Source organism: Rahnella selenatireducens, from assembly GCF_046449555.1.
Taxonomy (GTDB): domain Bacteria; phylum Pseudomonadota; class Gammaproteobacteria; order Enterobacterales; family Enterobacteriaceae; genus Rahnella; species Rahnella selenatireducens.
Window position 1 is genome coordinate 77,207 of the sequence record NZ_JBKEZJ010000005.1, and the last position, 22,138, is coordinate 99,344.

The 22,138-nt window shown below is 52.8% G+C and carries 22 protein-coding genes; 11 read left to right on the forward strand and 11 right to left on the reverse strand.

Going from position 1 to position 22,138, the window contains the following annotated elements; translation table 11 throughout:
* Window positions 1-65 precede the first annotated feature (65 nt).
* From yicI to ACLBVC_RS10160, 3 genes are all read right to left on the reverse strand, one after another.
* A complete protein-coding gene (gene yicI / locus ACLBVC_RS10150) occupies window positions 66-2,390 on the reverse strand; it encodes an alpha-xylosidase (protein WP_410149497.1) in 2,325 nt (774 codons plus the stop codon).
* Between the two features lie 158 nt (window positions 2,391-2,548).
* Window positions 2,549-3,916, reverse strand: a complete 1,368-nt coding sequence (locus ACLBVC_RS10155) for a glycoside-pentoside-hexuronide family transporter (protein WP_195814624.1) — start codon at window positions 3,914-3,916, stop codon at window positions 2,549-2,551.
* Between the two features lie 182 nt (window positions 3,917-4,098).
* Entirely contained in the window at window positions 4,099-5,172 is a 1,074-nt protein-coding gene (locus ACLBVC_RS10160) for a sugar ABC transporter substrate-binding protein (protein WP_410149498.1), read from the reverse strand.
* Between the two features lie 297 nt (window positions 5,173-5,469).
* Between ACLBVC_RS10160 and ACLBVC_RS10165 the strand changes: the two genes are divergently transcribed.
* Window positions 5,470-6,621: a PQQ-dependent sugar dehydrogenase gene (locus tag ACLBVC_RS10165; protein WP_410149499.1), complete on the forward strand. Its 1,152-nt coding sequence runs from the start codon at window positions 5,470-5,472 to the stop codon at window positions 6,619-6,621.
* Between the two features lie 53 nt (window positions 6,622-6,674).
* Here the strand turns inward: ACLBVC_RS10165 and ACLBVC_RS10170 are convergent, their stop codons facing one another.
* The 3 genes from ACLBVC_RS10170 to ACLBVC_RS10180 all read right to left on the reverse strand — a co-directional run bounded on the left by ACLBVC_RS10170 (window position 6,675) and on the right by ACLBVC_RS10180 (window position 10,144).
* Window positions 6,675-7,295: a glutathione S-transferase family protein gene (locus tag ACLBVC_RS10170; protein WP_410149500.1), complete on the reverse strand. Its 621-nt coding sequence runs from the start codon at window positions 7,293-7,295 to the stop codon at window positions 6,675-6,677.
* 147 nt (window positions 7,296-7,442) lie between these two features.
* Window positions 7,443-8,726: an MFS transporter gene (locus ACLBVC_RS10175; protein WP_410149501.1), complete on the reverse strand. Its 1,284-nt coding sequence runs from the start codon at window positions 8,724-8,726 to the stop codon at window positions 7,443-7,445.
* Complete coding sequence (locus ACLBVC_RS10180; RefSeq protein ID WP_410149502.1) at window positions 8,723-10,144, reverse strand: M20 family metallopeptidase; 1,422 nt, start codon at window positions 10,142-10,144, stop codon at window positions 8,723-8,725. The genes ACLBVC_RS10175 and ACLBVC_RS10180 overlap by 4 nt, the downstream gene beginning before the upstream one ends.
* Window positions 10,145-10,300: 156 nt before the next feature.
* Between ACLBVC_RS10180 and ACLBVC_RS10185 the strand changes: the two genes are divergently transcribed.
* Entirely contained in the window at window positions 10,301-11,236 is a 936-nt protein-coding gene (locus ACLBVC_RS10185; protein WP_410149503.1) for a LysR family transcriptional regulator, read from the forward strand.
* A gap of 7 nt (window positions 11,237-11,243) precedes the next feature.
* Here the strand turns inward: ACLBVC_RS10185 and ACLBVC_RS10190 are convergent, their stop codons facing one another.
* The gene (locus ACLBVC_RS10190) at window positions 11,244-11,582 is read right to left on the reverse strand and encodes a GlpM family protein (protein WP_410149504.1); all 339 of its coding nucleotides are present in this window, start codon (window positions 11,580-11,582) and stop codon (window positions 11,244-11,246) included.
* 310 nt (window positions 11,583-11,892) lie between these two features.
* Between ACLBVC_RS10190 and ACLBVC_RS10195 the strand changes: the two genes are divergently transcribed.
* Window positions 11,893-13,104: a serine hydrolase gene (locus ACLBVC_RS10195; RefSeq protein WP_152326946.1), complete on the forward strand. Its 1,212-nt coding sequence runs from the start codon at window positions 11,893-11,895 to the stop codon at window positions 13,102-13,104.
* 82 nt (window positions 13,105-13,186) lie between these two features.
* Here the strand turns inward: ACLBVC_RS10195 and ybjG are convergent, their stop codons facing one another.
* Together ybjG and ACLBVC_RS10205 are read right to left on the reverse strand one after the other, a co-directional pair.
* A complete protein-coding gene (ybjG, locus tag ACLBVC_RS10200; RefSeq protein ID WP_410149505.1) occupies window positions 13,187-13,792 on the reverse strand; it encodes an undecaprenyl-diphosphate phosphatase in 606 nt (201 codons plus the stop codon).
* A 300-nt stretch (window positions 13,793-14,092) separates the two neighbouring features.
* Entirely contained in the window at window positions 14,093-14,827 is a 735-nt protein-coding gene (locus ACLBVC_RS10205; RefSeq protein WP_410149506.1) for a class I SAM-dependent methyltransferase, read from the reverse strand.
* Window positions 14,828-14,913: 86 nt separating this feature from the next.
* Between ACLBVC_RS10205 and ACLBVC_RS10210 the strand changes: the two genes are divergently transcribed.
* The 5 genes from ACLBVC_RS10210 to ACLBVC_RS10230 all read left to right on the forward strand — a co-directional run bounded on the left by ACLBVC_RS10210 (window position 14,914) and on the right by ACLBVC_RS10230 (window position 18,199).
* Window positions 14,914-15,429, forward strand: a complete 516-nt coding sequence (locus tag ACLBVC_RS10210) for a GNAT family N-acetyltransferase (RefSeq protein ID WP_410149507.1) — start codon at window positions 14,914-14,916, stop codon at window positions 15,427-15,429.
* Window positions 15,422-15,709, forward strand: coding sequence for a hypothetical protein (locus ACLBVC_RS10215; protein ID WP_152326950.1), 288 nt, complete (start codon window positions 15,422-15,424; stop codon window positions 15,707-15,709). The genes ACLBVC_RS10210 and ACLBVC_RS10215 overlap by 8 nt, the downstream gene beginning before the upstream one ends.
* Window positions 15,710-16,164: 455 nt before the next feature.
* Window positions 16,165-17,274, forward strand: coding sequence for a porin OmpC (ompC, locus tag ACLBVC_RS10220; protein WP_410149693.1), 1,110 nt, complete (start codon window positions 16,165-16,167; stop codon window positions 17,272-17,274).
* A 177-nt stretch (window positions 17,275-17,451) separates the two neighbouring features.
* Window positions 17,452-17,811, forward strand: a complete 360-nt coding sequence (locus ACLBVC_RS10225) for a bleomycin resistance protein (protein ID WP_410149508.1) — start codon at window positions 17,452-17,454, stop codon at window positions 17,809-17,811.
* Window positions 17,812-17,887: 76 nt separating this feature from the next.
* Window positions 17,888-18,199, forward strand: a complete 312-nt coding sequence (locus tag ACLBVC_RS10230; protein WP_410149509.1) for a hypothetical protein — start codon at window positions 17,888-17,890, stop codon at window positions 18,197-18,199.
* Window positions 18,200-18,407: 208 nt separating this feature from the next.
* Here the strand turns inward: ACLBVC_RS10230 and ACLBVC_RS10235 are convergent, their stop codons facing one another.
* The gene (locus tag ACLBVC_RS10235; protein ID WP_410149510.1) at window positions 18,408-20,090 is read right to left on the reverse strand and encodes an aspartate:alanine antiporter; all 1,683 of its coding nucleotides are present in this window, start codon (window positions 20,088-20,090) and stop codon (window positions 18,408-18,410) included.
* A gap of 327 nt (window positions 20,091-20,417) precedes the next feature.
* Between ACLBVC_RS10235 and ybjM the strand changes: the two genes are divergently transcribed.
* On the forward strand, window positions 20,418-20,792 hold the full coding sequence (gene ybjM, locus ACLBVC_RS10240; protein ID WP_410149511.1) for an inner membrane protein YbjM: 375 nt from the start codon (window positions 20,418-20,420) through the stop codon (window positions 20,790-20,792).
* Between the two features lie 63 nt (window positions 20,793-20,855).
* Here ybjM and ACLBVC_RS10245 read toward each other — a convergent pair whose 3' ends face one another.
* On the reverse strand, window positions 20,856-21,122 hold the full coding sequence (locus tag ACLBVC_RS10245; protein WP_120130989.1) for a GrxA family glutaredoxin: 267 nt from the start codon (window positions 21,120-21,122) through the stop codon (window positions 20,856-20,858).
* A gap of 31 nt (window positions 21,123-21,153) precedes the next feature.
* Here ACLBVC_RS10245 and ACLBVC_RS10250 point away from each other — a divergent pair, with 31 nt between their 5' ends.
* Window positions 21,154-21,357 (forward strand): hypothetical protein, encoded by a 204-nt coding sequence (locus ACLBVC_RS10250; protein ID WP_410149512.1) that lies wholly within the window; start codon window positions 21,154-21,156, stop codon window positions 21,355-21,357.
* A gap of 49 nt (window positions 21,358-21,406) precedes the next feature.
* Complete coding sequence (gene nfsA, locus ACLBVC_RS10255; protein WP_410149513.1) at window positions 21,407-22,129, forward strand: oxygen-insensitive NADPH nitroreductase; 723 nt, start codon at window positions 21,407-21,409, stop codon at window positions 22,127-22,129.
* Window positions 22,130-22,138: the final 9 nt, after the last annotated feature.

Consider the following 22,138-nt stretch of genomic DNA (forward strand, 5'->3'; position numbering starts at 1 on the left):
GCCCCGCGCTGAATTCGCGTCGGGGCTGTGTATTAAGGCTGATAAGACGGTTTTTACAACGTCATTTATAAAACAATAATGAACTGATGGGTGCCGTGTTCAGGCGTCACGCGTATCCCCTGTGCTGTCGCCGAAGTGGCCGCCAGATGACATTTCGATACGTTGTGAATGTTGCGCAGACACAGCGTCCAGCCGGTTGCCTGGCCTTCCGTGGTCATCGTCAGCGTATTCCCGCTGCGATGTGCATTCAGCGTAAAGACCACATTCCCCTGCAGGTCGGTCAGCTGGCTTTCGGCAATCGCACCATCTTCCAGCTCGAACAGATGGAATTCCGGACGTTCGCTGTAATCGTAATCCGGCTTCTCACTGTTGCTGCCTGTAGCCAGTAACGTGTTAGGACGGACATACAACGGCAGGCTGTCAAAGCCATGCTGCTGACGGTGCCAGCGTGAACCTTCGGCCACCTTATTGCTGAGCAGATGCGTCCAGCGGCCCTGCGGCAGATAGAAGTCCACGTCGCCTTGTTCACTGAATACCGGCGCGACCAGCAGGTTATCGCCCAGCATGTACTGGCGGTCGAGATAATCGCAGGCCGGGTCTTCGGGGAATTCGAGCATCATGGCGCGCATTACCGGCGTGCCGCTGCTGGCGGCCTGCGCGGATGCCGGGTACAGATACGGCATCAGGCGGCATTTTAGCTGCGTGAACTGACGCACCACGTCACAGGCTTCGTCGTCATAAACCCACGGTACACGGTAGGATTTGCTACCGTGCAGGCGGCTGTGGCTCGACAGCAGGCCGAAGGCGCACCAGCGTTTATAAATATGTGCCGGTGCGGTGTTTTCGAAACCGCCAATGTCGTGGCTCCAGAACCCGAAGCCGGACAATCCGATAGACAGGCCGCCACGCAGGCTTTCCGCCATCGATTCATATGTCGCATAACAGTCGCCGCCCCAGTGAACCGGGAATTGCTGCGCGCCTACGGAAGCTGAGCGTGCAAAGAGTACGGCTTCGGACGCCCCCAGTTTGTCCTGCAACGTTTCGTACACCAGCTTGTTGTACACAAACGCGTAGTGGTTGTGCATTTTTTGCGGGTCGCAGCCATCGTGCCAGACTACGTCGGTCGGAATGCGTTCGCCGAAATCCGTCTTGAAGCAGTCCACCCCCATATCCACCAGCCGTTTCAGGTGTCCGGCGTACCATTCACAGGCCTGCGGGTTGGTAAAATCGACAATGCCCATTCCCGCTTGCCATTTATCCCACTGCCACACGCGGCCGTCCGGGCGTTTGAGCAGATATCCTTTCTCTTTGCCTTCGTGGAACAGCGGGGATTTCTGTCCGATGTACGGGTTAATCCACACACAGATTTTCAGACCGCGCGCTTTCAGGCGCTGCAACATGCCCTGCGGATCCGGGAAGGTTTGCGGATCCCATTCAAAATCGCACCACTGGAAAGCTTTCATCCAGAAGCAGTCGAAGTGGAAAACGTGTAGCGGCAGATTGCGTTCCGCCATACCGTCAATAAAGCTGTTGACCGTGGCTTCGTCGTAATTGGTGGTGAAAGACGTGGTCAACCACAGGCCAAAAGACCAGGCGGGCGGCAGCGCAGGGCGGCCGGTCAGGCGGGTATAGCGGTCGAGCACTTTTTTCGGCGTCGGGCCGTCGATGACGAAATATTCGAGATATTCGCCTTCCACGCTGAACTGCACTTTCGAGACTTTTTCAGAACCGACTTCAAACGATACGCATTCTGGATGATTGACCAGCACGCCGTAGCCGCGATTTGTCAGATAGAAAGGAATGTTTTTATAGGATTGCTCGGTGCTGGTGCCGCCATCGCGGTTCCAGGTGTCAACGGTTTGCCCGTTCTTAACCAGAGCTGTGAAACGTTCGCCCAGCCCGTAAACCGTTTCGCCGACGCCCAGATCCAGCCGCTCCATCATGTAGTTTTTCTGCGATTTGCTGTCCTGCACGTAACCGTTGGATTTCGCGACGCTGCCGGTAATACGACGGCCATCACGCAGGAAATCGAGCGTCCAGTTATCGCCTTTGGTCACACGGACGCTCAGCGAGCCACTGTGCAAGGCGGCGAATTGCGCGTTGTCTTCAAAGCGCAGTTCCGAGGTGTCGGATTGCATTAACGGATAATGCGGACCTTTGTCCTTTTCACCGTCAAAATGGGTAATGCGTACGCCAATTACACCGGTTTGCGGCGAGAAAAAGCGCAGCGTAAACAGTGGGGAATCGAGCTGGCTGGCTCGCTCCGAGGCATCTTTCGGCGCAGCGTAAATCACCATTTCATTTCCGGCGCGCTGCACTTCGAATACTTGCAAAGGGTGCGTGAGCACTAAACCTTCCTGGATCAACCAGTTGCCGTCACTAATTTTCATTACGTCCTCCTTTTACCCTTCATCCTTCGCACTGACTCTGCGTTGGCTGGTGTCGCGGATCCGGGGCACATACTGATGTATGCTTCCCGGAATTCGCTCCGTTGCCGCCTTGATTCAGCACGAATGATTTTGGGCATATTCCGTTGAGTCAAAAAATGTCATTTCATAAATTCTTGCTGATTGCGGCGGATGCCTTGCGCGACTTCATCAAGGATGCGGCGCAACAGCGGCGTGCGCAGGATGTAATAACGCTTACAGATGATGGCGCTCAGCAGGTAACAGGCGGCGGGCACCAGCGTGAACAGTGCGACGATGCAGGCCATGGTGGTAGCATTCTGCGTGGCGGCACCGGACTGATAACCGGCACCGGCCAGCATCCAGCCGATCATCGCGCCCGCTAATGCCAGCCCGAGTTTGAGTACAAATAAGGTGCCCGCAAAGCTGATACCGGTCAGGCGTTTGCCGTCGTTCCATTCGCCGTAATCGACGGTGTCAGACATCATGACCCACTGAATTGGCGTCACCAGCTGATGCAGTACGCCGATAACAAAGATGAACGCAAACATCGCGATGCTGCCATGAACCGGCAGGAAGAACATTGCGACGCTGAGCACGGCCAGAATGGCGTTGGTCCACCAGAACACGCTCACTTTGCATTTCCAGTCGGTGAGCGGTTTGGCGAGCGCGCTGCCGAACAGGTTACCGACGGAATACACGCCCAGGAACCAAACGAACAACAGCGGATTACCCAGAATATAGGTGACGTAATACATCATGGCGCCACCGCGAACCGCCACAGCGATGATGTTGAGAATGGTCAGCAGGCCGACAATACGCCACTGGTCGTTGTGCCAGATGTCGCGCAAATCCTCGCGCATGGTGCCGGTCGGTTTGCCTGGATCGATTCGTTCCTTGGTGGTGGCAAAACAGATGGCGAGCATGATCGCCGCAACAATCGCCAGTACGGCAATCCCGCCCTGATAGCCCAGCGCCTGATTTTCACCGCCAATCAGCTTAACCAGCGGCATCATCAGCACGGTACTCAGCATGCCGCCCGCCGTCGCCAGCACAAAGCGGTAGGATTGCAGCGAAATACGTTGTGTCGGGTTAGAGGTGATCACACCGCCCAGCGCGCAATACGGGATGTTGACCACGGTATACATCAGTGTGAGCAGCGTGTAGGTGATGGCGGCATAAATCATTTTGCCGGTCATGCTTAGCTCTGGCGTGGTGTAAGTGAAGACACACACAATGCCGAAAGGGATCGCGCCGAACAGGACGTAAGGGCGAAATTTTCCCCAGCGTGTGCGGGTGCGGTCAGCCAGTAATCCCATGCAGGGGTCAGAGATAGCATCGAGTGCGCGGGCCAGAAGGAACATGGTGCCGACGTATCCGGCGGGAATGCCGAAAATGTCGGTATAGAAAAACATCATGTACAGCATGACATTATCGAAAATAATATGACTGGCGGCGTCGCCTAATCCATATCCAATCTTTTCCTTGACCGAAAGGATTTCTGTACTCATTGCTTCAATGTCCATATGAAAAGGGAGAGTACAGGTTTTAACGGTTGTAAGGGCTTGCGGCTATTGAGATTTTTACTTCTGAAATTATGTTTCTTTATTTCTGTGATCGCAGAGGGCAAACGGGGGAATGTTGAGCGGAAAAGTGGATAAATAACCTCCCGTTTCCGGGAGGTCTGAGACGGTTACTTTTTGTATTTTGCTTCCAGAGTGGCAAACCACGGTGCGGTAAAATCTTCGGATTTACCCCAGCCCGGAATGATTTTGCTCAGGCCGCTGACATTCAGGCTATCCGGCTGGCTGAGCAGCAAGGATTGCGGAATGGTCTGCGCCGGGAACTCATAAGTCTGCGGCGTTTTTTCACCGGCAATTTTCAGCGCCACAATACGCAGGTTTACCGCACCGATCAGTTGCGTATCCACCGCCGCCGTGAACAGCCACGGGCTGCCTTTCTCGCGCATCAGTTGCAGATCCTGATTCGAAGCATCGATGCTATAGAGTTTAATTTCAGTACGTCCATTCTCTTTCAGGGCTTTGTAAGCGCCCTGACTGAAGGCATCCCATGAACCCCAGATCGCGTCAATCTGGCCTTTCGGATACTTCGCCAGAATCGCCCCGACTTTATTGGCCGTGTCGCCCTGAACGTCTGAAGATACCGCACCGATAGACTCAAGCTGATGAATGCCCGGGTTTTCTTTCAGGATTGCTTCGTAGGTTTTCTGGCGGCGTTCCATTGGCGGGAAACCGGCCACCCACAGTTTGATGATGTTGGCTTTGCCGTTGAAATCTTTCACCAGCTGGCCGACGGAGGCTTTCGCCAGAGACGCATCGTCCTGACGGGTGACGGTGACGCCCGGAAGGGTATCCGGCACTTCGGTATCAAACGCCGAAACCGCGATGCCTGCGGCGGCAATACGTTTTGCCAGCGCTTCAGAGTAAGGGCCACGACCCTGCGACAGGATAATGCCGTCGTATTTCTGGCTGATGGCCTGATTCACGAAATCCTGAAACTTGGCGTCGTCGCCGTTACTCAGGAATGTGTCGACTTTAAAGCCCAATGCGTGGCCTTGTTTGATGGCGCCCGCCAGAAATTGCGTGGTGTTGTCATCGGAGCCGAGGTTACGGATCACGGCAATGCGCACCGGGCCGTTGTGTTGTGCAATCGCAGCCGGAACCGGTGCCAGCTGGGCATCAGCGGCAAACGCGGGCAGGGCGGAGAACAGGCTAAGTGCCAGCAGGGATGCGGATATTTTATTCATTATTTAACAACTCCGTCGTCGGGTGCGATGTGTGTTTCACAGGTGTTTTTTGGCATAAAAATTCGGAACAAAAAGAACGGACCAAATTGAGGATGTTTGGAAGTCCGTCTGTCTGGACGTCCATTGTGACAACGCAGTCTACCGGTATGTTAAGAAGGAGGGAATGCTTTGTTGATAGTATATTTCCGGTTGGCGTTATTCCTGTTGGTTATAGAACGAAGAGTGGCGCTGAGCAAAATCAGGCACATGGCCTAAACTTGAATATTCAACGCTGATCAACATCTCGGGAGAAGCCTCATGTCCTGTTCTTTCCGCGCAGCCACTTTAATCGTTTTCTCAACCTCTCTTCTGGCGGCTAGCGCATTTGCCGCGCCGAAATCGCCGGTTCCCTTTGCGGTTGCCCGCGCGGAGGTTACCGAACTGGCGAAAGGTCTGGATCACCCGTGGTCGCTGGCATTTCTGCCCGATTCGCAGGGCGCGCTGATCACCGAACGCAGCGGACAGTTGCGCCTGTGGCAGCCAGACCAAAAACTTTCCGCGCCGCTCAAAGGCGTACCGCGTGTGTGGGTCAGCGGGCAGGCGGGGCTGTGGGATGTACGCCTGTCGCCGGACTTTGCGAAAAACCGCCGGGTTTATCTCTCTTTCGCACAACCAGGTGAAAAGGGTGAGCCTCACGCGGCGCTGGGTTACGGCACACTGTCGGCAGACGAACAAAGTTTGACAAATTTTAAAGTAATTTTTGTGCAGCAGCCGGCGTTGGAAAGCGGCATAAATCTGGGCGGGCGCATGGCGTTTGACGCGCAGGGCAATATTTTCCTGTCTGTCGGGGATAATAATCAGCGCATTAACGCTCAACATCTGAACCAGCTGCAAGGCAAGATTTTACGCCTGACGCCGGAGGGGGGCGTTGTGCAGGATAATCCCTTTGTTCACGACAAAAATGCGAGGCCTGAAATCTGGACTTACGGCAACCGTAACCCTCAGGGGTTGGCGGTAAATCCGTGGAGCGGTGCCTTGTGGGAAACGGAACATGGGCCACGCGGTGGGGACGAAGTGAATCTGCCGAAAGCCGGGAAAAACTACGGCTGGCCGCTGGCGACGTTTGGGATTAACTATTCCGGACAGCCCATCCCGGAAGCAAAAGGCACCACGCTGGCGGGCGCAGAAGATCCAATATACTACTGGGCGATTTCCCCGGCGCTGAGCGGCATGGCGTTTTATAACGCACAAAAGTTTCCGCAGTGGAAAAACTCTCTGTTTGCGGGCGCGCTGGCCGGGAAATCGCTGATCCGTCTGACCGTAGACGGCGAAAAAATCACCCATGAAGAACGTCTGCTAAGCGACCGCAACGAACGTATTCGTGAGGTACAGGTTGGCCCGGACGGATTTGTGTACGTGCTGACGGATGACAGTGACGGGAAGCTGCTGAAGGTGTCGCCGGACAAATGACTGCCGGAAGCTATAAAAGGCGTGTCGTTGCGGCACGCCTTTTGTGTTTAAGTCTAGGTCAGCGGGATCATCACGCGTTTCTGGAAATCCGGACGCTGCGTGATTTGTTGATACCAGCGCTCCACATTCGGATGGGTCTGACGTTCAATATTCAGTCCGTACCAGGCGTAGGCGTAGATCGCCAGCGGGATATCGCCGAGGCCGAAATGTTCGCCTGACAGCCATTCCTGCTTCGCCAGGACCTTATCGACAATCGCCCAGTGTTTTTCAAATGCCGCCATGCCGGTGGTCACCAGGTTCATATCACGTTCCGGTTCGGGAACGCGAACCAGTGTCAGAAACACCTGACGGAAAGGAATGGTCAGGCTGTTTGCGGTCCAGTCCAGCCATTTATCCGCGCTGGCGCGTGCCCGCAGATCTGACGGCCAGAATGCCTCATTACCGGCGCGTTCGGCCAGATAGCGCAAAATGGCGTTCGATTCCCACAAGACAAAATCATCATCCTGTATGCAGGGTACCAACCCGTTCGGATTCAGTGACAAATAAAGTGGCTCATGGTTTTTGCCAAAAGCGCCCCCGGCGTTAATTTGCTGAAAAGGCAGTTTCAGTTCATCCAGCAACCACAGGATTTTTTTCACGTTAGTTGAGTTATCGCGGCCCCACAGGGTGATCATTCAGAACTCCTCGTCGTAAAAGGGTAAATAAACAGAACGTTAGCCAGCACAATGGCAATGACTATAGGGCAGGTGAAGGGGTTTTGCGAAAGGTTAAACGTAACACTCAGCGACAGATTTCCTGCCGCTGAGCGGGATAGTGGTAAATCAGCGCTGGGTTTTCTGCGCCTTAAACAGTGCCCAGACGCTGAGCAGGGCGACCATCATCAGGTAGTAACCCGGTGCCAGGCTGCTGCCAGTGGCGGAAATCAGCAGGGTACAGATGAACGGCGCAAAGCCGCCGAACACGGTAACCGCCACGTTGTAGCTGATCGCCATGCCGCTGGCACGGGTGGTGATCGGGAACAAATCCGCCATCATCGACGGCACGGTGGAGAAATACACCGATTTCAGCAGCGCCAGCCAGCTTATCAGCAGCAGTAAAGACAGCGCCGATGTGTATTGCAGCATCAGCCAGAACGCAGGATAAATGGTCAGCAACAGTAGGATAAGCGAGCCCCACATCAGCGGCAGACGACCGATTTTTTCCGCCCACAGCCCCATAATCGGCGTGACGACGGTGAGGATAATCCCCGCCGATAACGTGGCGCTAAAGCCCGCCGAGGCAGGCAGATGCAACGTTTTCGTGGCGTACGTTGGCACGTAGTTCAGCATGTAGTTGATGGCGGTGGAAACCACCATCAGGCCGATAGCCGTAAAGAACAGGCCTTTTTGTGAGCGCACAATTTCTTTCAGCGGCGACGCGGTTTTCTCTGCTTTGCTGAAGCTTTCTGATTCTTTGATATGGCGGCGGATATACAAACCGACCGGGCCAATCAGCAGACCGAAAATAAACGGAATGCGCCATCCCCAGTCCTGCAACTGCGTTTCACTCAGAATGGCAGACAAACCCAGGCCAAATGCCGAGGCCAGCAAGGTACTTGCACCCTGCGTGGCAAACTGCCAGCTGGCGATAAACGCTTTACGTTCGGGGAAATGTTCAACCAGAAACGCCGTTGAACTGCCGAACTCACCCCCCGCCGAGAAGCCCTGAATCAGACGCGCCGCGAGGATCAGCAGCGGCGCAGCCATGCCGATAGTGGCGTAGGAGGGCGTGATGACAATGATTAAACCGCCAATCATCATCAGGCTGATGGACATCAGCAGCGACGCTTTACGCCCGTGTTTGTCGGCATACGCGCCGAGAACGATTGCGCCGAGCGGCCGGATCAGGAATGAAACTCCGAAACTGCCGAACGCCAGCAACAGTGAAACGGTCGGATCGGACGTCGGGAAATACGCATGCGCAATATAGCTGGCGAAAAAGCCGTAAATGGCGATATCAAACCACTCAAGCGCGTTCCCGATGCAGGTCGCAAAGAGGGTTTTCATCAGGCTCGGTTTTTCAGCCGCGGTGCTGACGGAAGCGGAAGGGGCGCTTAACTGGCTCATTGCGCACCTCCTTTATGGGCGCAGTGACGGGCAAGAACGGACGCACCGTTTTCACCGAGATCCCACAGCAGATGGGTCATGATCGCCAGCCCCTCGCGCGCGACGGAAATCAGCATGTGTTCATTCACGCCGTGCTGACCGCAGGCCGGATAAGAGTGCGGCACCCATAACGTCGGTAAACCGAGAATATCGGCGAAGACATCGTTAGGCAGTGAGCCGCCGAGATTCGGCAGTAATGCCGGTTTTTTACCGGTTGTTTTTTGCATGATATTCAGCGCCCAGTCCACCAGAGGATCGGTCGGGTCGAAGCGGGTGGCCGGTGAGCCACGCATAAATTCCACCTCAACCTGCGAAAAACCGTGTGCATCCAGGTGCGCACGGACGTGCTCTGCCAGATGTTTCCAGTCGGTGCCGACGACAAAACGCAGCTGACACACCGCCGTCGCCGAACCGGGAATGGCATTCATCGGGCGCTGCGGATTGCCGGTCAGGAACGACAGCACTTCCAGCGTATTCCACGCATAGAGACGTTCGGCTGGCGTGAGACCTTCCTCGCCCCAGTTCAGATCAATCTGTGGATCGTTTTTGCCGTCGCCGACGTCCACATCGCTGAGAATTTCACGGATAGCGTCACTGACCGCAGGCGGTTTCAGCGCAGAAACCTGCAGTTGGCCGTGCTGATTTACCAGACAGGCCAGCGCATTTGCCAGCTGCGTTCCCGGATTGGTCAGCAGCCCGCCCCAGTTGCCGGAGTGGTAGGCGTTGTCGCGAGCATTGATGGTGAGATGGAAATTCACCGCACCGCGTGAACCGAGGAACAGCGTCGGGCGCACGGCGCTCAGGCGTGGGCCGTCGGAGGCGAGAAAAATATCGGCGCTGAGCTGTTCTTTATATTCACGGCAAAGTTCGGCCAGCCCCGGTGAACTGATTTCTTCACCCATTTCGAACAGCAGTTTGCAGTTAAAACCGAGGCTTCCGCCGCGAGCCTGGTAGATTTGCTCCAGCGCGGCAATGTTGATGCTGTGCTGGCCTTTGTTGTCGGCGCTGCCACGTCCGTACCAGCGGTCGCCGTCTTCTTTGAGTTCCCACGGCGATAAGTCCCTGCGCCAGTTTTCATCGTCGCCGAACACCACGTCGCCGTGGCCGTAGCTCAGGATTGTGGGCAATGCATCGTCTTCAATGCGGGTGGCGATCAAAAAAGGACGGTTAGCGGCATACGCATTTTCGACGCTCAGCAGGCTGAAACCCATCGCTGCGAGTGCTGGTTTAATCTCTTGGTCGAGATAACGCGCCAGTTCTGCGTCCCGCTGATTACTCTGGCTTTCGGAGGCTATCGCCACCCTGCGCGCCAGCGTGCGCTGGTATTCACCCTGATCGAACCAGACTAACGCCTGTTCAACGATATTTTCCGCTGTCATGAGGATCCTGCTTTTGTTGTGTTTGTGATTTTATTGTTGGTTTTTTTAGCAGTTTCACTCTAAGCGCTGCGTCAGCGTTGCCACAATAATAATAATTGCAAGTTAGCGTTGCTTTTATTGTAATGCTCATCTGCACAGTTATGAGGCAATACGGTCATGCAAAGTACGGAGATTCGCTATTTTCTGGTGGTGGCCAATACCGGCTCGCTGAGCGCAGCGAGCCGGCAATTATTTGTGGCGGTATCGGCCATCAGCCGTCAGATCCAGCGGTTGGAAGAACGCATCGGCGCGCCGCTGTTTGAACGTCACGCGCGCGGAATGGTGCTCAACGATGCCGGGCAGATTCTGGAAAACCATGTGCGTAAAAGCATGATGGAAATGGAGCACGCGATTGCGGAAATTCAGGGGCTGAACGCCGTGAGGCGAACCGTGATCCGCATGGCCTGTACTGACGGGCTGGCGTTTGATTTGCTGCCGCAGCTGTTCTCGCGGTTTCGCAAGATAAACCCCGGCGTGATGTTTTATCTCAACGTCGGCACGGCGGTGGAAGTGTCGGAAATGATCCACAACGGCGAAGTGGAACTCGCGTTACAGTTCAGTCTGGTAGCGGAGCGCGGCGTGGACATCATGGCGTCTTTCCCTGCGCCGGTACGCATGGTGATGCGCCCGGATCATCCGCTGGCGGATAAGGACGTTTTGCTGACGGATTTGCATCCGTACCCGCTGGCGATGAACGAGCAGGGCAGCACCATTCGCCAGCTGTTTGATTTGTCGTGCCGGATGAGCGGAATTTTTCTGGAACCCGCAGTGAGCTGTAACCGTTTTTCGACGCTTTACGATTTTATGGTGCAGACGCCGGGGGCGATTGTCGCGTGCAGCCACTTTTCCATTATGTATAAAGCGCGACGCGATAATTTGCGGGTCAAACCGGTGAACATTGAACAGCTGAGCCAGCGGACGTTGCAGTTGCAGTCACCTGTCGGTAAAAGGCGCTCGGCGGCGCTGGGTCAGTTTGTCGATTTTATCCGTGACGAACTGGTGCGGGAAAACGAGGCCTTTATCCGTGATTTCGGTTTGAATACTGCCTTGTAATAAAAATTCATGCGTGAAAACGCGTCCACAGGCTAATCAGCAACCACGCCGCCAGCGACCAGCAAACCACAGCGCAGAGCAGGGCGTAAGGCAATTTCATCGAGCTGATGAAAAAATAGAGTGAAATCAGGTACACCATATAAGGAATGACGGCCCACAAGCCGAAGATAATCGTGGTTCGCAGCGCCTCGATGCTGCGTTCCGTGCCCACAATGTAGTGAGCAATCAGGGCAAATGTTGGGAAAAGCGGAACCAGTCCGGCGATATAATAGTTTCGGGTTTTAGACAGCACCCCGATTAAAATCACGACCAGCGCTCCAATCAGCGCCTTAATTATCAGTCCCATTTCTGCCCCTGCGGCTCGTTCATCGTCGTTAAAGCGCCGTTGCGATTAAGCCACTTATTGTTATAGATATTTTATATGAATTTGCTTCCCAAACTGACGCACATGAATGAATTGGTCAAGTGCTGACTGCTGTTTTTATCGCCGATTGAATCAGCGCAAGCAGTGGAAATCTCAACTATTCTTAAGATCTTTACACTATTTAGGTTTATTCCAGACCCAGAACGCAGTAGGTTTTACGTCAGACAGAGTTGTACAATCTGTTTGAAAGATAAGATAAATTTCAGTTACCCGGACAAAAGCGCTGATACCTATGACAATTTCTTCCCAATTCAAACGGACTTTCATTTACGCGCTGGGCGGTGGAGTAATGCTGCTGGCGCTTCCCGCCGCTCAGGCGGACAACGGCCCCGTCGCACCACAGATTAATGCCAAATCCTGGGTGCTAATGGATTACAACAGCGGGAAGATCCTGACTGAATCGAATCCTGACGCACGCCTTGACCCGGCCAGCCTGAGCAAAATCATGGTCAGCTACGTGGTCGGCCAGGCCATTAAATCCGGCAAAATCAAATCCGACGATCTGGTTTCTGTCGGTAACGATGCCTGGGCAACCGGCAACCCGGTGCTGCGCGGATCGTCACTGATGTTCCTCAAACCCGGTGACCGCGTGCCGGTTTCCGAGCTGAATAAAGGGATTGTGATCCAGTCGGGCAACGATGCGAGTATCGCGCTGGCTGATTTTGTGGCGGGCAGCCAGGACTCCTTCGTGAATCTGATGAACCGCTACGGCGAACAGCTGAAACTGCAAAATACCCATTTTAAAACCGTTCACGGGCTGGATGCGGACGGGCAGTACACGTCGGCAACAGATATGGCGCTGCTGTCACAGGCGTTGATCCGCGATACGCCGGACGAATATGCGCTGCATAAAGAGAAAGAATTCACCTTCAACCACATCAAACAGATTAACCGTAACCGCCTGTTGTGGAGCTCGAATCTGAATGTGGACGGCATCAAAACCGGCTTCACGTCCGGCGCGGGGTATAACCTGGTGTCTTCGGCCAGCGACTCTACCGGCATGCGCCTGATTGCCGTGGTGATGGGCGCGCCGAGCGACCGTATCCGTTTCAGTGAGAGCGAAAGCCTGCTGACCTGGGGTTTCCGTTTCTTTGAAACACTCACACCAATTAAAGCCGGTGATGCATTCACCAGCCAGCGCGTCTGGTTTGGTGATGAAAAAATGGTTCCGCTGGGTGTGGCTGAAAATGCCTCACTGACGATGCCGAAAGGCCAGTTGAAAAACCTGAAAGCCAGCTTCACGCTGACCAATAAGCAGCTTGAAGCGCCGCTGGCGAAGAATCAGGTTGTGGGAACGGTGGACTTCAGTCTGGACGGCAAAGTTATTGAACAGCGTCCGCTGGTGGCGTTGCAGGAAGTGAAGGAAGCGGGCTTCTTTGGTCGTATCTGGGACTTCGTGATGATGAAGATCAGCGGCCTGTTTGGCAGCATTTTCGGTAAGTAACTGCGACTTAACCTCTGGAATTTGACACAAAAAAAGCGAGGCCAGCTGAGCCTCGCATTTTTTTGCCTGAACGGCCGGGAAATCAGTTCTGCACCCAGCCTTTCCTGATCGGGAAGGCGAATCCGAACCGGTATACTTTGCACATCATCGCGTTAATCTGCTCACCGAACAGATTCCACAACAGCTGCGCGAACAGGCAGCCGAGCATGCCGACCAGTAATCCGCCCACCATATCCAGCGGCCAGTGAACGCCTAAATAAACACGTGACCACGCGATGGCGATGGCCGTCACCATCAGCAGCGCGCCGGACCAGATACGGTGCCAGAAAAGGAATGACAGCGCGAAAGTGAAAATCGCCGTGCCGTGGTCGCTAGGGAAAGAATCATCCGGCGCGTGATGCAGGAAGTTATAACCAAAACCTTCAACGAAAGGGCGCGCGTGAGGGAAAAGCAGGGAGAGCGTTTTGGCGGTCGTCATCGCAAAGAGCAGCGCAATGGTAGTTTTACTGACCAGTTCACGTTGCTGGCCGATCTGGTCGCGCTGACCCCAAAGCCAGAGTCCGACAATCAGAAGCGGGACGATGATAATCAGGTCATTGGCCAGAAAAGCCGCCAGACTGATCAGCGCGTGCGGCGAAGCGGGCGTCGCGTTGATCCATAAAAACACCAGATGATTCAGCTGCTCCATAAAACTACCCTCGTATGTACAGGCCAGACAGGCCAAATAAACAGGCCAAAATAGTGATCACAAATTTCCGGTAACCCACTGACAACCGGCAAAAAACGTGGATGCCACGTTAGTTTGTGCTGCCTGTGAGGTAAAGGAGGTATCGTCTGAATATCCGCACTCGTTGAACGGCGGTATAGTTTCGCGATGAAATAGAGTGTAAAGAGAAGAACTTAAGGAAGCCTTAAGCAGGCGGGAGGACGAGCCTCCCGGCGCAATTGCCTGACGAAAAAATGAAAGGAAAAGTGTCTGAGAAGACGATTAGCGAGGTTTTTGGACGGACATCAGGAACAGCATCGGGCGTTCAGCCTCTTCGGCCAGCGCCGGTTGTGCGGCAATTTGTTCCGCCGACGGACCCCACTCATTAAGCTCGCGGATAACAAAACCCGCATCAGTGAGCAGGCGGATGTAGGTTCCCAGCGTTCGGTGCTGTTTGACCACGCCTTCGGCAAACCAGTTTGTGACACGCTTGCCTTCATGCTGATAACCATCGACCGGCCAGGTTTTTTGCCCGTTTTCATTAATCAGCCATGCCGGGCTGGAAGGCGCGGTATAGATCGGGTGCTCAGCTGAGAAGACAAAACTTCCGCCCGGTTTGAGCGCGTGAAACACCGTTTGCAGAAGCGCAGGCAGGGCGTCGATGTAATGAAGCGTGAGCGAGCTGTATCCCAGATCAAAAGCAGTTTCCGGCAGCGTCAGGCTTTCAAGATCCTGACGGACATAATGAATTGCGCCGTCGTGAGTCATCGACCGGGCTTTTTCCAGCATTTTCTCTGAAACGTCGAGCCCCAAAACCTCCGCGGCACCGGCATCGCGCGCAGCACGGCAAAACCAGCCGTAGCCACAACCCAGATCGACGATGCGTGCGCCCGGCATATCAGGCAGCATCGCTTTGAGTGAAGGCCATTCCGGCGCACCTTCCAGCCCGAACTGCGAACGTCCGAGTTGTGCGTAGCCTTCAAAAAAGGCCGGATCATCGTAAATATTTTGCGTCATATGCATGACTCCTATAAAAATAATCATCATTGCCAATCCACTTTGGCCTGAACATTGTAGTAAAAACCAGACAGGAGAGCAGCAAAATGGACATTCGTCAGGCCACGCTGGCCGACCAGCGCGAGCTGCAAACGCTGGGCCGTGAGACCTATCGCCACTATTTTGGCGACCTGTGGCAAAATAGTGACGAGCTGGAACAGTTTCTGGCCGATGATTTCAGTAACGAAGAAATGCAGAACACGCTTGAGAGCCCGGATCACCGCTGGCTGGTGTTACAGGAACAGGGCGAAGCGGTCGGTTTTGCCAAAGTACACTTTGATCAGCCTCTTGAGGGCGCGGAAGGGCACGGGGCGAAGTTGTGTAAGCTGTATTTTAAACCCCAAAACCGGGCTCGCGGCCTGGGCGCGATGTTATTTGACGCCGTGGAAACCGCCGCCCGTGAAAACGGACAATCGTGCTTGTGGCTGACGGTTTTGCAAAGTAATCTCCCGGCTATCGGATTTTATCAGCGTCAGCGCATGCATCAGGTCGTTGAGACGGCCTATGTGACGGCAACGCAAACCACTCCATTGTGGATCATGAAAAAGGATATCAATGATTAAATTACGTCTTGGCGGTCTGTTTATCACGCTCGAAGCCGGGGAGGATATTCCCTATGCGCCGGAGTTTTGTGAGCATTACACCTACCTTATTCATCCGGCGGAAGACGGTTTTGAAATATTGCGTTATGACGCGTATTCCGGCTGGCACAAACGTCCTGATCAGATATTTGAAGACGGGCATCAGGCATTTGTATTTGCCTATCAAGCGTATGAAAAAGAGTGGAATCAGACTGACGGACGTTTAGGCGGTAAGGATCAGCGGCTCGAACGAATTATGTAAACTTCCGCACGGAATTGATGTTTGAAAAGCCACCATCTTGGTGGTTTTTTATTAACCAAAGGATGAATTATCTCACTGGAATATACAAAACCTTACACAGAATATCTTTAATCTGACGGGTAAATTCGCCTGCTGACTCCGCCAGAAGTGGATATTATCTCTTCGATTCAGAATGGTTTCTGTAATTTATTATAATTTCAATTCGTTATTATCTTAACATAAAGCATTGTTATTAAATGCATATATCTCAATGTGGTGCGTGGTTTTTATATAAACGATTTCCAAACGAAACTTATTTCAAATATTTACAGGTTGCAACCAAAGTTCTCATCGTTTAATTTTACGCACGTCAATTCCGGGCCATAAGAAGGGAAGGTATAACTTCACGGTAACCGGATAATAACACTTGCCGGATGGCATTTTAGACGGCTTATAAATAATCAAGGATATTGATGATGAAATTACGCGTACTTTCTCTGGTCATTCCCGCTCTGATGATGGCTGGCACTGCCGGCGCTGCTGAAATCTATAATAAAGACGGCAACAAACTCGACCTATTCGGTAAAGTGGACGGTCTGCATTATTTCTCCAACGATGACAGCACTGATGGCGACCAGTCTTATATGCGTCTGGGCTTCCGTGGTGAAACGCAGATTAATAACGAACTGACCGGTTACGGTGAGTGGGAATATCAGGCAGCCCTGAACTCTGCTGAAAGCGCTGATAATAACAACTTCACCCGTGTAGGTTTTGCCGGTCTGAAATTTGGGCAGTGGGGTTCACTGGACTACGGCCGTAACTACGGCGTGATGTATGACGTCGCAGCCTGGACCGACGTTCTGCCAGAATTCGGCGGCGACACTTACGGCGCAGACAACTTCATGTTCCAGCGTGCAAACGGCGTGCTGACTTACCGTAACAAAGACTTCTTCGGCGCAGTCGAAGGTCTGGATATCGCGGTTCAGTACCAGGGAAAAAACGGCAGCGCAACTGAATCTAACAACGGTCGTGACGTATTAGCTCAGAACGGCGACGGTTACGGCATGTCCCTGTCTTATGACCTGGGCGAAGGTTTCAGCGCAGCAGCCGCAATGATGGCTTCTGACCGCACCAACGAGCAGAACGGCCGCAACAACCCGGCAATCATTGGTAACGGCGACAAAGCGACCGCGTACAGCGGCGGCCTGAAATACGATGCCAACAATGTTTACCTGGCGGCGATGTACACCCAAAGCTACAACGCAAACCGCTTCGGTAAAGCAGGCAGCACCGCTTACGGTTACGCTGATAAAGCGCAAAACTTTGAAGCCGTGGCACAGTACCAGTTCGACTTTGGTCTTCGTCCGTCCATTGCCTACGTACAGTCTCACGCACGTAATGTCCCAGGTTACAGCAACCAGAACCTGACCAAATATGTTGATGTTGGCGCGTCTTACTTCTTCAACAAAAACATGCTGACCTACGTGGATTACAAAATTAACCTGATGGATGACACCCGCCTGACTCGCGATGCTGGCATCAATACCGACGACGTTGTGGCCGTAGGCCTGGTTTATCAGTTCTGATAAACCGACGCTGCCCTGAAAGTTAAGGGCATCTGCGTCTCTCGTGTCTAAATCTCCCGCTGCAAGGCGGGAGATGACCTTTCTCACAAAATCTTATTCCCCGCACTTTCCCCTGTATTTTCGTTCAGGCATGATTCACGGCACGTGAAGTTCGAATCCGACGACTGAGAGCCGCCAATGACTGATCACGCCACACCCAATCTTCCCTCCCGGGATTTCGCAGAGACTCAACGCTTTTACAGCAGTATAGGCTTTACTACCGGCTATATCGACGACAGCTGGCTCATCATGAGCCGCGGCGGTATTACGCTGGAATTCTTCCTGCACGTCGATCTCGACCCGCAAACCAGCTGGTTCAGTTGCTGCCTGCGCGTGGATGATGCCGATGCCATTTTTGATGAATTTATTGCCGCCGGAATAGGGCAGGACAGGAAAACGCGGCCATGCATTCATCTGCCAGAAATGCAGCCGTGGGGATTAAAAATGGGCGCGCTGATTGATATCGACGGAACGTTATTGCGGGTGATTGAGAATTAGGGAAAAAACTGAAGTGGAACATATCAGTTAGATCTTCGGTATGTTATCGAACTCAATACATTTTGGAGATGCAAAAATGATTGTAAGAACCTGGCACGGATGTGTACCGGCAAAACATGCAACAGGATTTGCTGAACATCTGCAAATTACCGGTGTACAGCATTCACAGGGAATTAAAGGTAATCTGGGTTCGCTTATTAAAAGAGTTACGCAGGGTGATTGGGAACATTTCTTTCTTGCTACTTATTGGCAGGATATCGAGGCAGTGAAAGCTTTTGCTGGCGATGACTACCATGTTGCAGTTACTTACCAAGACGATGAGCGGTTCGAATTGCTCTCAGATCCCTATGTATTTCAGCATGAAGTGAAGGGTGTGGCAGAGCTTTAAGAGGGTGTTTCAGCAACCAGAAAAGAAAAAACCCGACAATCTTGAACCTAAAAAGGCGGGATTGACGGGCTCTCCAAATTTGGGGACTTCAAAGAAAAGCAGTGGCACTAATTAAGACTTCGCTCCACTTTAAAAGTTCGCGCAATGTGGCAAAAATATAAAAAAATTATTGATTTTTTTTTGCCACATTCGTGATCAACAACTTACGTCAGGCTCCCGGCCAGATGATGACGATCAGCGTCCCCGCGAGTGTCAGTAATACGTTAGCAATGGCGTAGGTTCCTGCATAACCCAGTGCCGGAATGTTGCTGCGGGCGGTGTCGCTAATGATTTCCATGGCCGGTGCGCAGGTGCGTGCGCCCATGATGGCGCCGAACAGTAATGCCCGGTTCATCCGCAGAACGTAGGCGCCGAAGATGAAGCAAATCACCACAGGTACCAGGCTGACAATCAGGCCGGACAGCAACATTTGTCCGCCGACTGCGCCAAGTCCGTTGTTGATCCCCGCTCCGGCGCTGAGCCCGACGCCTGCCATAAAGACCATTAGCCCGAACTCTTTCACCATATTCAACGCACCCTGCGGAATGTAGCCGAAAGTAGGGTGGTTGGCGCGCAGGAAGCCGAGCATGATACCGGCGAACAGCAGGCCCGCGGCGTTACCAATCCCGAAGCTGAAGCTTTTGAACTGGAAGGTGATCAGCCCGATCATCAGGCCGACGATGAAAAAGGCGCAGAAGGCGAGCAAATCAGTAAGCTGGCTGTGAACGGAAATAAAGCCGATGCGCTCTGCCACGCTTTTCACACGACGTGCGTCGCCGCTAACCTGCAACACATCGCCTTTGTTAAGCACAATGCTGTCGTCGATTGGCATTTCAATCTGGCTGCGGATCACGCGGTTAAGGAAACAACCCTGATCGGTCAGGTTAAGCTGGCTCAGACGTTTACCAACGGCGTGATTGTTTTTCACCACCACTTCCTCCGTCACGATGCGCATATCGAGCAGGTCACGGTCGAAAACTTCTTTCCCGTTACGGAAACTCGGATCAAGACGTGAGTGCGCGTCCGGATAGCCGACCAGCGAAATTTCATCGCCGACCTGCAATACCGCATCACCGTCAGGCGTCGCCAGAATTCCATTACGGCGGATGCGTTCGATGTAACATCCCGTCTGGCGATAAATCCCCAGTTCACGCAGGTTCTTACCGTCCGCCCAGGCCACAAGTTCCTGTCCGACACGATAGGCGCGGATCACCGGAAGATAAACTTTTCGCTTACTGTCTGTGTCCAGACCACGTTCGCGGGCGATTTGCTGCGCACTGGTTGGCAAATCCTGATGTTGCAGTTTTGGCAAATAGCGTGCGCCGAAGATCAGGCTGACCAGCCCGATAAGATACGTCAGCGCGTAGCCGAGGCTCAGATTATCCAGCGCGGGGCTGAGCATATTACTGCCTGCGAGGGTATTGCGCAGCGTGTCTCCCGCACCCACCAGAACCGGTGTGGAGGTCATGGAACCGGCGAGCATACCGGCGGTGAGACCGATGTCCCAGCCAAAAGCCTTGCCCAGACCGAGCGCCAGAAGCATCGCGCTGCCCACCATTACCAGCGCCAGCATCAGATAATTTTTGCCATCCCGGAAGAAAATTGAAAAAAAGTTAGGACCGGCTTCAACGCCAACACAAAAAATAAACAACATAAAACCGAGGTTAAGCGCTTCCGTATTAATGCTGAAGTGTTGCTGGCCTAAAAGCAGCGAAACCACTAATACGCCAATAGAATTTCCGAGCTGAACGGAGCCCAGGCGAATTTTCCCCAGGCACAAGCCCAGTGCCAAAACCACAAATAATAACAGGATGTAATTCCCGTTTAACAAACTAGCGACGTTTATGTTCACAAGGATAACTTATTGTTTACCAACAAATTCTTGATATAGGAGAATGTAAAGGATAAATTCAGATCCGGAAAATTCCTACTTTTTAAAACACTCTATGTTTCTCAAATCGTGAAATAGAAAAGCAGGTTTCGGGCGTCATTTTAGTCATAGAACGTCTGTTCAGCCAGAGAAAAGCCCGTATAAATCAACTGAACGCTTTTTTTGTGTTTCGCGGGATTGCGGAACGCGTCAGGGAAGTGAGCCGGCAAGGCTCTGTCAGGTAAAAATGACCGCATTTCATGCAGTGCAATGGCCTGTAAATCTCGCCAACTTTAAGGAGGAAGTCAGATGGCATTTTTGCGAAAGTTAATAGCCCCGCTATTTTGTTGCATTATGTTTGTTATTATTTTTATTTCGTTAAAAAATAGCTGGATAGTTGTTAGAGATATTACGCCCGGTCCGGAATACGGGTTGTTGCTATTTTTATTGCCGGGTCTGCTGACCGGGCTGATATATCGCGATTCGCCGATATTTTCATCTTTGATTGGTGCGCTGATTTCGGTACCCGTTTGTACCGCATTGCGTTTGATGTTTTATCCGCGAGTGCGTCCGCTGGTGCAGGAAGTGGCTTATGCGACCAGTGCAATTTTCTGGTGCGTGCTGGGCGCGATGTTGATACAGCTGCTTTTTACTGCGTATAAACAGTTCATACAACACAGGTAAACATTTTCCGATGCAATAAAAAAAGGCGCTCAATGAGCGCCTTTTTGCTGAGTTCAGAACTTATCAGTTGCTGAACAAAGCCAGGTTTTCTTTGGCATAGGCTTCGAAATCAGTGCAGCCGCCAATGTGTTTCTGATCGAGGAAAATCTGAGGAACAGTTTCAACAGGTTTACCCACTGTTTTTTCCAGATCAGCTTTGGTGATGCCTTCCGCGTGGATGTCGATGTAGCGGAAATTGAAATCATCACGTTCTTCAGTCAGTTTTTCAGCCAACTCTTTTGCGCGAACACAATAAGGACAGCCAGGACGCCCGAAAATTACTGCAAACATGGAGACTCCTTTGTTAATACCAGCGAGATAAATGAAAGGGAGTGACTATTTTTGTTATGCACGTCACCTTTTTGATGTCGCTACTATGCCTGTTGCAAGCCACAAAAAAAAGCAGGAATTACCTGTCGGTCTGATACCTTTTGCCTATCCAAATGAAGAATCAGGTTTTTTTTGGCACCGCACATTGTTACAGCATTTGATGTCACAAGCCTTGCAAACAGGGCGCGCAGCATGAATGATTGCAGCATCTGTTTTCGCTTTTTCATCCCTTCAGGAAATTTTTAATGACGCCGACTATCGATCTTCTGCGCTCACACCGTTCTATCCGTTCTTTTACCGGCCAGCCGGTATCCGATGAACAGCGTGAGGCGATCATTGCTGCCGCGCAATCTGCCTCGACTTCCAGCTTTTTGCAGTGTTCATCGATTATCCGCGTCACCGATCCCGCGCTACGCGAAGCGCTGGTGCAGTACACCGGCGGGCAGCAATACGTGGCCAGTGCCGCTGAATTTTGGGTCTTCTGTGCCGATTTCAACCGCAACTTGCAGATTAACCCCGAGGCCGAACTGGGGCTGGCGGAACAACTGCTGCTCGGCTGCGTGGATACCGCGTTGATGGCGCAAAACGCCATGACCGCCGCCGAATCACTCGGGTTGGGCGGCGTGTTTATCGGGGGGATCCGTAATCAGGTGGAAGATGTTGTCGCGCTGCTGAAATTGCCGAAATTCGTGATGCCGTTATTCGGTTTTTGTATCGGCACCCCGGCGCAGGATCATCAGGTCAAGCCGCGTATGCCACAGTCTATGCTGGTTCATGAAAACAGTTATCAGCCGATGGATAAAGAACGTCTGGCGCAATATGACGAAGAACTCAGCGCCTACTATCTGCAACGTGACAGCAACGCTCGCCATGATACCTGGAGCGCGCTGATAATCCGTACCCTGAAAAAGGAACAGCGTCCATTTATGCTGGACGCATTACACATGCAAGGCTGGGCAACACGCTAATCGGCGATG

What these genes read in the sequence shown, in the direction of transcription:
- ACLBVC_RS10190 (WP_410149504.1), bottom strand. Translation starts at nt 11,582, where the DNA reads ATGGGACTGATAATTAAGGCGCTGATTGGAGCGCTGGTCGTGATTTTA.
- ACLBVC_RS10245 (WP_120130989.1), bottom strand. Translation starts at nt 21,122, where the DNA reads ATGTTTGCAGTAATTTTCGGGCGTCCTGGCTGTCCTTATTGTGTTCGC.
- nfsA (WP_410149513.1), top strand. Translation starts at nt 21,407, where the DNA reads ATGACGCCGACTATCGATCTTCTGCGCTCACACCGTTCTATCCGTTCT.
- ACLBVC_RS10215 (WP_152326950.1), top strand. Translation starts at nt 15,422, where the DNA reads ATGATTAAATTACGTCTTGGCGGTCTGTTTATCACGCTCGAAGCCGGG.
- ACLBVC_RS10250 (WP_410149512.1), top strand. Translation starts at nt 21,154, where the DNA reads ATGAAAGGGAGTGACTATTTTTGTTATGCACGTCACCTTTTTGATGTC.
- yicI (WP_410149497.1), bottom strand. Translation starts at nt 2,390, where the DNA reads ATGAAAATTAGTGACGGCAACTGGTTGATCCAGGAAGGTTTAGTGCTC.
- ACLBVC_RS10170 (WP_410149500.1), bottom strand. Translation starts at nt 7,295, where the DNA reads ATGATCACCCTGTGGGGCCGCGATAACTCAACTAACGTGAAAAAAATC.
- ACLBVC_RS10160 (WP_410149498.1), bottom strand. Translation starts at nt 5,172, where the DNA reads ATGAATAAAATATCCGCATCCCTGCTGGCACTTAGCCTGTTCTCCGCC.
- ACLBVC_RS10210 (WP_410149507.1), top strand. Translation starts at nt 14,914, where the DNA reads ATGGACATTCGTCAGGCCACGCTGGCCGACCAGCGCGAGCTGCAAACG.
- ybjM (WP_410149511.1), top strand. Translation starts at nt 20,418, where the DNA reads ATGGCATTTTTGCGAAAGTTAATAGCCCCGCTATTTTGTTGCATTATG.
- ACLBVC_RS10165 (WP_410149499.1), top strand. Translation starts at nt 5,470, where the DNA reads ATGTCCTGTTCTTTCCGCGCAGCCACTTTAATCGTTTTCTCAACCTCT.
- ACLBVC_RS10225 (WP_410149508.1), top strand. Translation starts at nt 17,452, where the DNA reads ATGACTGATCACGCCACACCCAATCTTCCCTCCCGGGATTTCGCAGAG.
- ACLBVC_RS10230 (WP_410149509.1), top strand. Translation starts at nt 17,888, where the DNA reads ATGATTGTAAGAACCTGGCACGGATGTGTACCGGCAAAACATGCAACA.
- ACLBVC_RS10180 (WP_410149502.1), bottom strand. Translation starts at nt 10,144, where the DNA reads ATGACAGCGGAAAATATCGTTGAACAGGCGTTAGTCTGGTTCGATCAG.
- ACLBVC_RS10185 (WP_410149503.1), top strand. Translation starts at nt 10,301, where the DNA reads ATGCAAAGTACGGAGATTCGCTATTTTCTGGTGGTGGCCAATACCGGC.
- ACLBVC_RS10205 (WP_410149506.1), bottom strand. Translation starts at nt 14,827, where the DNA reads ATGACGCAAAATATTTACGATGATCCGGCCTTTTTTGAAGGCTACGCA.
- ACLBVC_RS10155 (WP_195814624.1), bottom strand. Translation starts at nt 3,916, where the DNA reads ATGAGTACAGAAATCCTTTCGGTCAAGGAAAAGATTGGATATGGATTA.
- ACLBVC_RS10195 (WP_152326946.1), top strand. Translation starts at nt 11,893, where the DNA reads ATGACAATTTCTTCCCAATTCAAACGGACTTTCATTTACGCGCTGGGC.
- ompC (WP_410149693.1), top strand. Translation starts at nt 16,165, where the DNA reads ATGAAATTACGCGTACTTTCTCTGGTCATTCCCGCTCTGATGATGGCT.
- ybjG (WP_410149505.1), bottom strand. Translation starts at nt 13,792, where the DNA reads ATGGAGCAGCTGAATCATCTGGTGTTTTTATGGATCAACGCGACGCCC.
- ACLBVC_RS10175 (WP_410149501.1), bottom strand. Translation starts at nt 8,726, where the DNA reads ATGAGCCAGTTAAGCGCCCCTTCCGCTTCCGTCAGCACCGCGGCTGAA.